Annotated in this window: 10 protein-coding genes; 2 read left to right on the forward strand and 8 right to left on the reverse strand. The window is 74.6% G+C overall.

Annotated features, from left to right (window positions below):
- The first annotated feature begins 619 nt into the window (after nucleotides 1-619).
- Together argB and OG406_RS00300 are read left to right on the forward strand one after the other, a co-directional pair.
- Nucleotides 620-1,498, forward strand: a complete 879-nt coding sequence (gene argB, locus OG406_RS00295) for an acetylglutamate kinase (protein WP_326843928.1) — start codon at nucleotides 620-622, stop codon at nucleotides 1,496-1,498.
- Between the two features lie 107 nt (nucleotides 1,499-1,605).
- Complete coding sequence (locus tag OG406_RS00300; protein WP_329183092.1) at nucleotides 1,606-2,418, forward strand: hypothetical protein; 813 nt, start codon at nucleotides 1,606-1,608, stop codon at nucleotides 2,416-2,418.
- Between the two features lie 188 nt (nucleotides 2,419-2,606).
- Here OG406_RS00300 and ddaH read toward each other — a convergent pair whose 3' ends face one another.
- The 8 genes from ddaH to OG406_RS00340 all read right to left on the reverse strand — a co-directional run bounded on the left by ddaH (nucleotide 2,607) and on the right by OG406_RS00340 (nucleotide 12,834).
- Nucleotides 2,607-3,455 carry a dimethylargininase gene (gene ddaH, locus OG406_RS00305; protein WP_329183094.1) on the reverse strand — a complete coding sequence of 283 codons (849 nt, stop codon included), beginning with the start codon at nucleotides 3,453-3,455 and terminating at the stop codon, nucleotides 2,607-2,609.
- Between the two features lie 355 nt (nucleotides 3,456-3,810).
- Nucleotides 3,811-4,656 carry a 4'-phosphopantetheinyl transferase family protein gene (locus OG406_RS00310; RefSeq protein ID WP_267052109.1) on the reverse strand — a complete coding sequence of 282 codons (846 nt, stop codon included), beginning with the start codon at nucleotides 4,654-4,656 and terminating at the stop codon, nucleotides 3,811-3,813.
- Nucleotides 4,656-7,007 (reverse strand): polyketide synthase, encoded by a 2,352-nt coding sequence (locus tag OG406_RS00315; RefSeq protein ID WP_329183097.1) that lies wholly within the window; start codon nucleotides 7,005-7,007, stop codon nucleotides 4,656-4,658. Before OG406_RS00315 ends, OG406_RS00310 begins: the two co-directional genes overlap by 1 nt.
- A 12-nt stretch (nucleotides 7,008-7,019) precedes the next feature.
- A complete protein-coding gene (locus OG406_RS00320; protein ID WP_164370942.1) occupies nucleotides 7,020-7,769 on the reverse strand; it encodes an acyl carrier protein in 750 nt (249 codons plus the stop codon).
- A 602-nt stretch (nucleotides 7,770-8,371) separates the two neighbouring features.
- Nucleotides 8,372-8,602: a helix-turn-helix domain-containing protein gene (locus tag OG406_RS00325; protein WP_329183099.1), complete on the reverse strand. Its 231-nt coding sequence runs from the start codon at nucleotides 8,600-8,602 to the stop codon at nucleotides 8,372-8,374.
- The gene (locus tag OG406_RS00330; RefSeq protein WP_329183101.1) at nucleotides 8,589-9,179 is read right to left on the reverse strand and encodes a Uma2 family endonuclease; all 591 of its coding nucleotides are present in this window, start codon (nucleotides 9,177-9,179) and stop codon (nucleotides 8,589-8,591) included. Before OG406_RS00330 ends, OG406_RS00325 begins: the two co-directional genes overlap by 14 nt.
- A gap of 116 nt (nucleotides 9,180-9,295) precedes the next feature.
- Nucleotides 9,296-11,878, reverse strand: coding sequence for a condensation domain-containing protein (locus OG406_RS00335; protein ID WP_329183103.1), 2,583 nt, complete (start codon nucleotides 11,876-11,878; stop codon nucleotides 9,296-9,298).
- 449 nt (nucleotides 11,879-12,327) lie between these two features.
- Nucleotides 12,328-12,834, reverse strand: coding sequence for a nuclear transport factor 2 family protein (locus tag OG406_RS00340; RefSeq protein ID WP_329183105.1), 507 nt, complete (start codon nucleotides 12,832-12,834; stop codon nucleotides 12,328-12,330).
- Nucleotides 12,835-12,977: the final 143 nt, after the last annotated feature.

Below are 12,977 nucleotides of genomic sequence, written 5' to 3' on the forward strand. Positions count from 1 at the left end.
GCGAAAGACGAGCGAAAGGCGAGAGGAATTCAAGCGGAACGCGAGCGGCCCGCTAGGGACATGCGAGCGGGATCCGTTCCTCCGGTTCACACGACCGAAAAAGGGTGGGGAGAGTGCCCGCAGGAGGATCGGCGGCAGGTGGGGGAACGGCGGATCCGGTTGGCCGGGCGGCATGTCCGGTCACGGAATCGGCGCGGTCCTCGCCGTCCGTTGCGATGCTGCGGGAATTGTTCCGCCCGCGCTCGCGGCGGATACCGGATGCTGTCCTGTCGGCAGGACGTGAGCGCCCTGGGCGGCGGCATGCGGAAAAGAACGAAGAAGCCGCCCGTGTGCGTGTGCCGGCGGGAATCGGCTTCCGCCGGTCCGTGTGCGGCGCGATGATGGCGGCGCGTTCGGCGGGCGGGGCCTTTAGGTGTTCACCTTCCCAACGGGGCGCCGCACGGCCAAGTCCTTTCGTGCCGTCTTCAAGCGCATGTCCACCGGTCTGCGGGGCCCGCCCCCGCGGGCCGGGGCCCTTTACCGAAGGAGTCGTGCCTATGCGTGCCAACCGCCCCGCCGGCGGCCCCGCCTCCCGGCGTGCGAGGTTCTCGTGACCGTCAGCGTGCACCCCGCCCAGGCGATGGCCTCGGCGGTCGGGGAGGCCCTGCCGTGGCTGGCCCGCCACCAGGGCCGCACGATCGTCATCAAACTCGGCGGCCATGCCATGGTCGACGCCGGCCTCACGGCGGCCTTCGCCCGCGACGTCGTCTTCCTGCGCTATGCCGGGCTGCGGCCCGTGGTGGTGCACGGCGGAGGCCCCCAGATCGACGCCGAGCTCGCGCGGCGCGGCCTGCAGCGCGAGTTCAGGGCCGGTCTGCGGGTCACCTCGCCGCCCGCGATGGAGGTGGTGCGGATGGTCCTGGCCGGTCAGGTGCAGCGCGAACTGGTCGGTCTGATCAACCGGTTCGGGCCGCTGGCCGTCGGCATGACCGGCGAGGACGGCGACACCCTCACCTCGGTGCGGCACGTGCCGTGGATCGAGGGGGAACCGGTGGACATCGGCCGGGTCGGTGACATCACGGGGGTGAACACCGGCGTCGTCGAGGGCCTGTTGGCGGACGGCCGGATCCCGGTCGTCTCACCGCTGGCCCGCAGCACCGAGGACGGCCTGGTCCACAACGTCAACGCCGACACCGTCGCCGCCGCCCTGGCGCGGGCGCTTCGGGCGCACGCGCTCGTCATGCTGACGGACGTCGCGGGCCTGTACGCGGGCTGGCCGCACAGCGACGAGGTGATCGAGCAGCTGACGGCCGGCGAGCTGGAGAAGCTCCTGCCCGAACTGAGCGAGGGCATGGTGCCCAAGATGACCGGCTGTCTGCACGCCGTGCGCGGCGGGGTGGGCGCGGCCCGGGTGATCGACGGGCGGGTCCCGCATGCGGTGCTCCTGCAGATGTTCGCCGGACACCGGGCGGGCACGCTCATCGTGGCGGACCCGCACGAGAGTGAGCCCCGTCCGTGAACCACCGACCACGTGAGCCACACCAACAGCAGCGGTGCGGGCGGGTCGCCCGGGCCAGTGGGCCCGTCGGCGGCGCGGACGACACCACGCGAGCGAAGGCGAGGGCCGTGCCCGTGACCGACACCCCCTGGGCTCCCGGCCCGGCCGGCACTCCCCTGCACGCCCTGCCCTCCCCCGGGCCCGTATCCCGCCCGCCCGGCCTCCCGGCCCAGAGCCAGGAGTTGGGGCCGGGGCCGTCGGCGGATCTCACGCCGCAGGGGGCGGCCGAGCTGGCCGTCGCCGCCGAGACCGGCGGCGGCCAGGCCCGCGAACTGTCCCGCCGCCTGGCCCGCTCCCTGTCCCCCGAGGCCCGCCGGATCCTGCTGGACGCCCTGACCGAGGCCGCCCCCGACGACGGGTTCTCCGACGACGGGAACGACGCCGGGGACGGGGACCTGTACGACGCCGGCCGGTACGAGGACGACGAGCTCGGGATCGGGGACGAGGAGGGGGGCGGGGAGGCGTACGCGTACGGCGTGGGGGTGTACGGCAGCGGGGACGGGCTCCTTGGCGGGGTGCCGGGTGCGGCTGCCGTCCGTCGGGCCGGGCTGAGTCTCGTGCCGGGGCGTCCCGAGCCCGGGCCGGGCGCGGTGAGGGTCCGCGCCGGGTCCGGGCGGGGAGCGCCGCCGGGGGTGGTGCGGCTGCGGTTCGCCGACGAGGCGGCGCTCGAGCGTGCGGGGGCCGCCTTCGGCGCGGGCCCGGGCGGGGGTGCGTTCAGTGATCCCGAGACGCTGACCCTGCAGATTCCCGGGGAGGCGGGCACGGAGTCGCTGCGGGCGGTGCTCGGCGTGCTGGACGCGGCGGCGGTCACGGCCGAGTCGCTGACCGTGCACTCGCACGAACTCGACGACGTCTTCTCCGCGTTGACCGGCCTGTCCTGACCACCACGGCCGACTGCACCCCCGCCCCCGCCCCGTCCCGGCTGCCCTGTCCGGGGCGTGGGTGGGAGTGGGCGGGGGCGGGGTGTGCCGCTTCAGGACGGTGCCGCTTCAGGACGGTGCCGGTTCAGGGTGGTGCCGGTTCAGGGTGGTGCCGGTTCAGGGTGGTGCGGGCTCGGGGTGGTGCGGGGTCAGGAGAGGTCGAGGGTGCAGCACTTGACGCTGCCGCCGGCTTTGAGGAGCTCGCCGAGGCTGACGCCGATCGGGTTGAAGCCGCGTTCCTTGAGCCGGCCGATGAGGCCGGTGGCCGCCTGGGGCAGCAGGACGTTGAGGCCGTCGCTGAAGGCGTTGAGGCCGAAGACGGCGGCGTCCTGCGCGTCGGCGAGGACGGCGTCGGGGAACATTGCCCTGAGCACGGCCCGGCTGCCGGGGCTGAAGGCCTGCGGGTAGTACATGATCTCGTCCGCGGAGAGCACCGCGAGCGCGGTGTCCAGGTGGTAGAAGGCGGGGTCGACCAGGGTCAGGCCCGTCACGGGGAGGCCGAAGAACTCCTGGGCCTCGGCGTGGGAGCGGGCGTCGGTGCGAAAGCCGGTGCCGGCCAGCATCCGGCGTCCCACGCGCAGGTAGTCGCCCTCGCCCTCGTTGATGTGCTCGGGCCACAAAAGCTCGCGGTAGCCGTTGCGGGCGAACCAGTCGAGGTAGGCGGGGCCTTCCGCGGTGCGCTCACGGTGGCGGAAGCGGGCGCCGAGGACCTTGCCGTCCACCACGGTGGCGCCGTTGGCGGCGAACACCATGTCCGGGAGCCCGTCGACGGGCTCGACGACCTCGACGGTGTGTCCCAAGGACACGTACAGCTCGCGCAGTTGCTCCCACTGGAGCAGGGCGGTGGCGGTGTCGGTCGGCTTGTCGGGGTTCATCCACGGGTTGATGCTGTAGGTCACGCCGAAGTACTGCGGGCGGCACATGAGCAGACGGTGCGGGGTCGCGGTGCGCTGGGTGCGGGGTGTCTGTTCCTGGAGTGCGGTGCCGGTCGACGGCATGACGGGTCCTCCTGTGTTCTTCGTGGGAGAAGGGTGCGGGCGCGGCGTCGCGGGGTGTGCGGCGCCGGCCCGGCGTGGCCCGGTGGCGGGCCTTCGTACGAGGAAGGTGCGAGGCGGGTGCGGGGCCCGGCCGGTTCCCGGGGTGACCGGGGGGCTCGGGCCGGGGTGGCCGCGTGGCGCACCCGGCGGCCCGGCCGGCCGGTCGGGGACCCCGCCGGACACGGTCGGCGGACTTCGTCAACTCCCCTTCATACAGGGGTTGTTGATGTGCTTGTTCAGGCTAGCGGGGTGGGGCCGGCGGGGGCGCTGCGCTCGATCGGTGTTCAAGCGTTCCCCGGGTGGGGCGGGTCGGGTGTCAGGGCAGGATCGGTGCCGGGTCGGGCAGGGCGATCAGCTGGGGCACGCTGCGGCTCCAGGGGAAGCCGTGGTGGAGCTGGAGCACGGCGGGCGAGCCGGGGTCGACGATCACCGCGACGGCGGCCAGCACGTCGGGGGCCGGTTCCAGTTCCAGGAACCGCCAGCGCGGGGCGCCTTCGCTGTCGTCGTGGGGAGGGGTGAAGCCCAGGACGCCGTTGTCCTCGGCCAGTTCGAAGGCGAACGAGTCGAAGGGCAGGCCAAGGCCCAGGCCGCGGGCCTTGGAGTAGGCCTCCTTGAGTGTCCACAGGCGCAGCACGCGGCGGTCCTGGGGCCGGCCGGGGGGCGCCTTGGCCACCCACTGCTGTTCCGTGGGCGCGAAGGTGTCGACGACGGCGCTCAGGCCGCGGTCGCCGCGGTCCAGACGTTCGACGTCCACACCGATGCGGTGGCGGCGCACCATGCCGAGCAGGTTGTGCCCGTGGGTGTGGGAGAGGTTGAAGTCGAGTTTGCGGCCGCCGCGCAGCAGCCCTTCGGGGGGTTTGCGGAAGAAGGGGCGGCCGCGGGGCGAACGCCAGATCACGGCCTCCGACTCGGGCACGCCCGTCTCCAGGGCCAGCACGCGGCGCACCAGGACGTGCGCGATGAGGTACTGGTGACGGTCGCGTTCGAACAGGAAGCGTTCGGCGAGTTCGCGTTCGGGTGCGTCCAGCCAGGCCCCTGCCAGGATCTGGGCGAACTCGGCGGCGAGTTCCTCGTTGGTGCAGAACCAGAGTTTGACCGGCGGGGCCCGGTCGGGTTCCGCGGGTCCGGCCGGATGGCCGCGGTGCAGGGCGGTGGGCTGCATCAGCTCGACTCCCCCGCTGCACCGGCCCGACCGGCCTCGTCCGCCGGGGCGGCGGTGGGGTGGGTGTCGCCCAGCCACAGCGGACGGCGCAGGAGAGGCGACGGGGGCAGGGGCACCACCATGGCGCCGGCACCGGCGCGCCGCTCCAGGGCGGCCCAGTCGACGGGCAGGCCGGACAGCCACAGCCGCCTCAGCTGCTCCAGCCGCCCGGCGTGCCACAGCGCGGCCAGGTAGTCGCCGGTCTCGGGCACACCGGCGAGGGCGTAGGGGTCGTGCGGGGCCGAGCGCAGGTCGGCGCTGACGATCCCCTCACCCTGCACGTCCTGCACACTCTGCGTGCTGTGCGGTTGGGCCGCGAACCGGGTCAGTGCCGTGTGGAGTCGGGGCAGGTCGCGGACGGTCAGGGCGAGCCGGCAGGGCAGTGCGGCACGGCCCGTGCGCAGGGTCCGGGCCAGCGCGCCGAGTGAGGCCGGCGCGCCCACAGCGGGTGCGGGGGCCGGCTTCGGGCCGGGGGCGGATGCCGGGGTGGCGGGCGCGCCCCCGTCGGGGGTGGTGTCCGGGGCGGTGGGTGGGGTGGTGCGGTCGGCGGGTTCCGTGCCGGCCGGGGCGATCGGCTCGGCGGGTGGGGTGGTGGCGGGGGCGATCCAGTCGGCGAGGCGGGCGGCCAGCGCCGCGAGGTGGGCCGGGGTGGGCGCGGACAGCAGCACGAGTTCCTCACCTGCCGCCGCCTGCTCCGGACCGGACCCCGGCACCCGTGCCGGTACGTGTGCAGGTGTCGGTGCCTGTGCGGGTGCCGGCTGGGTGGTGGGGCCGGTCGGCGGGGGCGGGAACTCCTCGAGGAGGGCTGTGACGCGGGGGCCGTGGGCGGGGGCGAGTTCGACGAGGGCGGTGCGCGGCAGTTCCTGTCCGTGCGGGGTGCGCGGGCGGGGCCAGGCCTTGGCGGCGGGGCGGCCCGGTGCGGGTGCGAGGGTGGCGGTGCGCAGCTGGAGGACGGCGGAGGTCAGGGCCGCGATCCCGGTGGCCGCGCCGGCGTCGCCGATGCGGCGCGCGGTCGTCGCTTCGCTCTCGCGGACGCCGGGGCCGGGGGCGGGCGGGCCGGACTGCCGGGAGGGTGCGGGGGGTCGGGGGCTTGGGCAGGTGGTGTCGCTGAGTACGGCGTGGATGTGGTCGCCGTCGGCGAGGGCCCGGGCGAGGGGCTTGAGGACGAGGGCGCCGGCTCCCTCGCCGGCCGTGTCGCGGGCGCGTGAGGGGTGCAGCAGCAGTTCGACGCCGCCGGCGACGGCCGCGGCGCATTCTCCGCGCCGCAGGGCGCCGACGGCGAGGTGCACGGCGGCGAGTGCGGAGGTGGTGGCGCTGTCGACGGCGTGGGCGGGGCCGCTGAGTCGGAGGCGGGCGGCGAGGCCGGCGGCGAGGTCGCCGTGGCCGGCGGCGGGCATGGGCCGGCCACGGCTCCAGTCCTGGGCGGCGAGCAGGGCGTAGTCGGCGGAGCTCACGCCGGCGAACACGCCCACGGCGCGGGGGCTGCCGTCGGGTCCGGTCAGCCGGTCCAGGCGGGAGCCGGTGCAGCCGGCGTCCTCCAGGGCCTCCCAGACGATCTCCTGGAACAGGCGTGCCTGGGGGTCCATCAGGGCGGCTTCGGCGGGGTCCAGTCCGAAGAACTCCGCGTCGAACTCGGCTGCCCCGGCCAGGAAGTGGCCGCGCAGGCCGGGTTCGAGCAGGGGTCCGCCGGGCCGGTCCAGCGGCCCGGCGCAGGAGGTGTCCCGCCCCTCGCGCAGGTTGTGCCAGTGCAGGTGCAGGTCGGCCGCGCCGGGGTAGCGTCCGGCGATCCCCACCACCGCGTACCGGTCCAGGTCCGCTTCGGGTCCGTCGGCGCCGACGGCACCTGTTTCCCGGATGCGGGCCTCCCCCGCCGGCCGGCCCACCGGGTCGCAGGTGTCCTGTGCCATCGGGGTGGAGGGGTCCTGTGCCGGCCGTGCCGGGGCGGACGGCGTGGTGGGGGCGGGCGCGGGTGTGGTCCGTGCGGGCGCGTGCGGGGGCCGGGCCGGTGCGGCCGGGGCCGGGTGGTTCACCGGGGCAGGCGTCGCCGACCGCGCCTGCCCCGGCGTCGCCTCCCCCGCCGGTGCCGCGTTGCGGGCGAGGCCGGCCGGCGGGGACTGCGTGATGCCGGCCCCGGATCCGGTCGGCCGGTGTGCACCGTGGGCGGGCAACGGCTGCTGCGGGCCCGGGTGCCGGGCGGTGCCGGTGGACATCAGGGCCGTGAGGATGCGGACGGCCTGTGCCCGTTCCAGACGTCCCGCCTTGAAGCGGGTGAGGACTTCGCGTTCGTCCATGAGATCCGCTGTGACGTCCATGGGTTGGCTTCTTCAGTCCCGGTGCGAGAGCTGGCCCAGCGCGTCGTCGATGGACAGCCATCCGGCGCGCACCGCGTCCAGCAGGGCGCCGATGCCCAGCGGGGCGGCTCCCGGCACCGTCACGCCCAGCAGGGCGGGCAGGATCTCGGGGACCTGGTGCGGCGGAGCGGCCGCGACGATGTGCACCGCGAGGCTCACGAGGTCGGGGTGGTCGTAGAGGGTGCCGGCGGGTTCCTGCAGCCCGTAGATCCGGTTGACGGCGGCGACGAACTCCGAGGCGATGACGGAGTCGACACCGAGCAGGGCGAAGGCGGCCTCGGTGTGGATGTCCCAGGGGTCGCAGCACAGGATGCGGGCGAGTTCCTCGCGCAGCGTCTCCAGCACCGGCCCGACCGCGTCGTCGTGCGTCTCCGCCGGCAGGGCGGTGGACGCCATGGGGCGGGCGGGCACGGGATGTCCGCCCGCGGCGGCCGCGGCGTGCGGGAGCACGGTGCGCGCCAGGTGACGGGCCAGAGCGGCGGGCGTGGGGTGGTCGAGCAGGACGTCGGCGCGCACGTCGGTGCCGTAGTGGCCGTTGAGCGCGGCGACGAACTGGACGGACAGCAGCGAGCCGAGGCCCAGCAGCCGGAAGGTCTCCTCCGGGTCGATCCGCTCCGGCGTGATCCGCAGGACGTCGGCGAGGACCACGACGAGTGAGCCGAGCAGCTGCTCGTGCGCCCCATCGGAGGCAGCCGGGCGGGGGAACTGGCTTTCATCGTGCATGACTTGGCTCCAAGGGTTCCGTCCTGCAGGCCGATGGCGGGAACAGCAGCGGTACGTCCCCTCCGCGGACGCCCGCCCGGCCGGGACGGCCGGCCACACCGGCTCCGGATCAACGGTGCGAACCGGTAGTGCCGTCGGGCTTCCTCAAGACCAAACCATACCCGCTGTTTTGGAAGAGTTCCAGGGCTCACCTTGAGACCACCTCAAGGGATCCACCCCCGCAGGTCCGTCTCCAAGTCGCTTCAAATAGGCTTCAATTGGGGCAGCGCGCGTTCAAAAACCAGCAGACCGCGCGCCCTGTTTATGTCTCGCGGCGGGCGGCCGGTCCAGGCGTAACTCCCCGGGTGCCGGATCGAGCCTTACGGGAGGGGCGGTAAACAGGCATGGCGGTCTGTATTGGGATCGGGGGGCGGCCCGGAGGGAAGCCCGGTCGGGGACCCGTCGGGGTGAAGGGGGCCCGGGCCGGGCCTGCCTGAGCCCGCGTCACACCGGCCACGGCCCCGCGCACATCCCGCGCGGTCCCGGCGCACACGGATGCGCCCGCCCCGGTCGGCGGACGACGGGGACGGGCGCGGTGCGCGTCGGCGGAACGATCGCGCGCGTCAGCCGGGTGCGGGCGCCTCGATATCGAGCTCGACCCTGTTCCCGCCGAAATCGGCGATCAGGCGCAGGTCGGCGTTGACGGCCCCGAGGTAGCGCTGAATGGTGGCCAGTTCCAGTTGATGGACCGGGGACCGTTCGATCCGGGAGACGTTCGACTGCTGGATCTTCATCAGGTCCGCCACCTGGACCTGAGTGAGCCCCTGGGACCGGCGCAGTTCAGCGAGAGTCACGGCCCCTCCCGCTGTCGCCGTAGCGGGTGAACCGGCTGGTGTCGATGTGCCACGGGCCGATCTCGACGCTTTTGCCGAACGGGTATTGCCTGTGCGTGGCATAGCTGGGGCCTTCAGGGGCGGCGTAGGGCTCGGTGTGGGCATGGACAGTCCCTGTGCGAGGGTCGACGATCAGATAGTGCGGGATCCCCATGGCCGGGTAGTCGCGGAGCTTTCCCGCGTAGTCGTTCTCCGGGTTCGCCCGCGAGACGACCTCGCAGACCATGAGAACGTCGCCCGGCCGGGCCGGTTCGTCTCGCTCGAGAAGGTCCTCGTGGAACACCATCAGATCGGGGACCCGCCTCACACCCAGCGAAACGTCCTCCAGGTCGGTGTCGCCGTCGGCGAGATACCCCGGGTTCGTCCCGGGAAGCTGGGCCTCCAACTGCACACGCAGGGACCGTACGAGGCCCAGGTGCCGGCCGACGGGGCTCATCATCATGACGATCTGGTCGCCGCTGATCTCAAGCTTCCAGGGTTCACTCTGGGACGCGGCGAGCAGCTGGTCGGCGTACTCACGCATCCGCTGATAGTCCATGCATGAAATATATCCCGAACGGATACGGGGCAGCTCTACGGGCCGCAGCAGAACGGCACCGGTTCTCAGGAGTGTTCTCTCATGCCGGAGGGTCCGAGGCCGGGCTCCGTGGGATGTCAGACGGCATTGCCCGGGGTGCGCCTCTCGCGCGGGTGCTGCTGGGCGGCGTAGACCGCGACGAAGGCGGCCAGGGCGCGCGGGTCGCCGTGCGGGCCCAGCGCGGTGAGCGGCACGCCGGGGCCCGGTCCGCGGGTCAGTGTGCGGTGTGCCTGCAAGGCGGCGGCCATCAGTTCGCTGCGGGGGCGGCGGGCGTGGTCGGGGTGCGTACAGGCCATCGCCAGTGCCTCGGCCCAGGCCCGGGAGGCGTTCTCGTCCCTGCGTGTACGCGCGGCCGGGGCCGGGGCAACGGTCGGGACGGGGGTGGTGGTGGGGGGGTGGGGTCCGGCATGGCTGCCTCCTCGGCGTCCGGCTGCTCTCGGCCGGGCCGACTGCCCGGTGCCGTGCGGTGTGCGGTGCGCGGTGAAGTGCAGTGGTGCGGTGGTGCAGTGGTGCGGTGAAGTGCGGCGGCCCGGTGGGGTGCGGGTGTTGGGGAGTGTGGGCCGGGGTGGGGGGTGGTCAGGGGTGGGGGCGGGTGGTTGCGGCGAGGCGGTGGGCGAGGTCGTCGGGGTCGGTGGCGGTGGTGTCGAGGACGACGGCGCGGGGCTGGTGTCCGTCGGCGGCGGCGAGGCGGGCGAGGGTGCAGGCGGCGACGCCGTCTCCGCAGAAGGCGGCCAGGACCGGGCGGCCGGTGCCGGGGCGCAGGTGGGGGGCGAGTGCGTCGTAGGCGGCGCGGGCGGCCGTGGCGGCGTGGGCGCCGCCGGCGGGCAGGGGGCGAGCAGGAGGAGGTTCTCGGGGCCGGGGTAGGCGCGGGCGATCCGGTCGTAGAAGGCCCGGGTCCTGCCGGGTGCCTGGAGCAGGGCGAGGGTGGCGGCGCGGGGGTGGGCGGGCGGGCGCAGCACGGCGGGCGGGGGTGCGCTCTCCTGCTCCGTGGCGGGGACCGGGCCGGGGGCGGGGTCGGTGCCCAGGTGGGTGAGGAGGGCCAGGACGTCGCCGAGGGTGGTGTCCGGGCCGGCGCCGCGGGGGAGCTCGCGCAGCAGCAGGGCGGCGTGGGCGAGGAGTTCGGTGATCTCGCAGAAGCGTGCCTGGTCGTAGGAGGCGGTCAGCACGAGGCGGTCGCCGCTGTCGTGGTGGGCGGTCAGGGTCAGCGGGTAGGCGGTGTGGGCGCCGAGGGTCTGGGGCGGCTCCACCTCGATGCCGTGGGCGGCGAGTTCGGCGTCCAGTTCGCTCAGGGCGTGCGGCAGGGTCTCGAAGGTGAGCAGGGTGTCGGCGGGCGGGGCGGGGCGGCGTGTCCAGGCGTGGATCTGGCCGGCGGTCACCCATTCGTAGGCGGCCTGGTCCAGGCAGTGGTCGCGCAGGTGGGTCATCAGCTGGGGCACGGTGGCGTGCGGGTCGACCAGGACGGACTGCGGCAGGGGGCCGGCCAGCGCGCCGGGGGTGCGTTCGATGCCCTCGAAGAGGATGCCGCGGCCGGCGGTGGTGGTGGCGAAGCGGACGTGGCAGGGGCCCTCGGCGCGGCCGGCACGGTAGAGGAGCAGGGACCAGACGGCCTGCAGGGCGGTGGACTCGCCGCCGCCCCAGTGGGCGGCCCAGTCGGCGAGGCGGGCGGTCTCCTCCTGGGTCAGGCGCAGCCGGGAGCGGCCCTCGATGCGGTGGGCGGTGTCGGTGAACAGCGGTGGCACGCGCACCGCGTCGGTGTCGTCCGCGCCGGCGTCGGTGTGGGTGAAGAAGTCCTGGGCCGCGGTGGTGTCCTGGGTGGCGAGCCAGGCGGTGTAGTCGCTCATGTCGGGGCGGCGCTGTCCGCCGGGCAGTTCGCCGCCGGCGAGGTAGGCGCGGTAGAACTCGCGGACCAGCAGGCGTACCGACCAGCTGTCGAGCAGGGCGTGGTGGTAGGTGAGCAGGACGCGGGCGGGGCCGGTGCGGGCGAGGTCGGCGGCCTCGTCGCTCTCGCCGCCCAGGAGGGTGACGCGCAGCGGGGCGGGGCGGCGGGGGTCGATGCCGCGGCGCCGGTCGGAGGCGACGAGGGTGTGCCATTCGGCGCTGTCGTGCGGCAGGTGGACGACCTGCGGGTCGGGCCGGTCGTGGACGATCAGGGCGCCTTCGCTCTGGTCGTCGAAGGCGGTGCGCAGCACTGATTCGCGGGCGAACACGGAGTGCCAGGCGGTGGTGAAGCGCGGCACGTCCAGGGGGCCGTGCCAGTCGAAGGAGGCCTGTTCGACCTGGCGGCCGGGTCCGGGGTGGGCGTCGGCGGCGGCCAGGAGTTCGCGTTGCAGCAGGGTCGCGTTCTGGTGGCGGGTGGTGAAGGCGCCGCGGCCGGCGCGGGTGAGGAGGTCGGCCAGGGCGCCGAGGGGGAAGTCGGTCCGCTCGGGGCCGTCCGTGGTGGAGAACCGCACGGTGTGCCGGCCGGGTCCGGGCCGGTCCAGGTCGGTCTTCCAGGCGCGGGCGTCGGGGTGGCGGGCGGTGATGGTGTCGAGGGCGGCCTCGATGCGGGTGGCGGGCAGGGGGCCGCACAGTTCCAGGACGGGGGCGGCGCCGGGTCCCAGGTCCACGACGACGGTGATCGGCTCGCGCTGCGGCAGCCGGGCGAAACGGTTCGTGGTCATCGGCAGTCCGGAGGCACGCGCCGATGAAGCCCCCTCCCCCTCTCCTCACGAGGCGCTGCCCAAGCATGCGGCAGCCCCCCGACAAACCTCTGACACCGCCCTGACATCCCACTCGACCCGGCCCACGCACGATGCGCCCGGCCCACCGAGGGGAAAGCGGAAGGGTGTTGGGGCCCGGTACCGGGGGGCGTGGGCGTAGGGCGTGGGGGCTGGGCGTGGGGCCGGCCTGTACCGGGGCGTGGGCGTGGGGCCCGCCCGGGGGCTGGGGCGTGGGCGCGGGGCCGGATCGCGGGCGGCGCGGTGGGGGTGGCGGTCGCTGCGGTGCCGGCCGAGGTGCGGCGCGGGCGATGCGCTGCCCGCCGGGCCGGGTGCGGGGCCGGACGGTTGGCCGCCGCACGGGGCGGGCGGGTCGCCGGACGGGGCGGGGCAGGTCGCCGGGTGGGGTGGGGTCAGGCGAGGTCGTCGCGGGTGATCCGGCGGTGGGCGGTGCGCCAGGTGCCGTGGGTGCGGACCAGCACGTCCTCCATGACGCACACGTACAGGACCTTGGAGGTCGCGCCGGGGGGTGTGGCGTGGGCGAGGGCGGAGCAGCGGGTGTGCAGGGTGCCGTCGGGCCGGGGCCGGACGTCGAGCATGCCGACCCAGTGGTGCAGGCGGCTGCCGGCCCGTCGCCGGCGATCCGCGGCGGCGCGGGCGTAGTGGGTGAGGCCGGCGCGGGCCCGTAGCGGGGCGGGCAGCAGGGGGAGTTCGACGACGGCGTCCTCGGTGAAGGTGGCCGCCCAGCGTGCTTCGCCGCCGTCGGCGTCGGCGTCGGCGTCGGCGTCGGCGTCGGCGTCGGCGTCGGCGTCGAGGATGCGCATCTGGCGCGCGTAGAACTGCTGCACCTGTGCGTACAGGGCGGCGAACTCTTCTCTGTGCGGGGCGTGTTCGGCGGTCGCCATCAGTTCGACGGTCATGGTCCTCGGTCTCCTTCTGTCCGGTCCTGGACAGTCTTTGAGGCACGGCTCGAGCATCCTTCGAATACTCCTCGAGTGAGGGAGCCGACGGTGGGAGTCACCAGGGGGTGGTGGCGAGCGCTCCCTGCTTCTCGGGTGTGAAG

This window comes from Streptomyces sp. NBC_01428, from assembly GCF_036231965.1.
GTDB lineage: Bacteria > Actinomycetota > Actinomycetes > Streptomycetales > Streptomycetaceae > Streptomyces.

Coding starts and splice junctions, on each gene's coding strand:
- argB (WP_326843928.1), top strand. CDS start 620: ATGGCCTCGGCGGTCGGGGAGGCCCTGCCGTGGCTGGCCCGCCACCAG.
- ddaH (WP_329183094.1), bottom strand. CDS start 3,455: ATGCCGTCGACCGGCACCGCACTCCAGGAACAGACACCCCGCACCCAG.
- OG406_RS00310 (WP_267052109.1), bottom strand. CDS start 4,656: ATGCAGCCCACCGCCCTGCACCGCGGCCATCCGGCCGGACCCGCGGAA.
- OG406_RS00315 (WP_329183097.1), bottom strand. CDS start 7,007: ATGGACGTCACAGCGGATCTCATGGACGAACGCGAAGTCCTCACCCGC.
- OG406_RS00320 (WP_164370942.1), bottom strand. CDS start 7,769: ATGCACGATGAAAGCCAGTTCCCCCGCCCGGCTGCCTCCGATGGGGCG.
- OG406_RS00330 (WP_329183101.1), bottom strand. CDS start 9,179: ATGGACTATCAGCGGATGCGTGAGTACGCCGACCAGCTGCTCGCCGCG.
- OG406_RS00335 (WP_329183103.1), bottom strand. CDS start 11,878: ATGACCACGAACCGTTTCGCCCGGCTGCCGCAGCGCGAGCCGATCACC.
- OG406_RS00340 (WP_329183105.1), bottom strand. CDS start 12,834: ATGACCGTCGAACTGATGGCGACCGCCGAACACGCCCCGCACAGAGAA.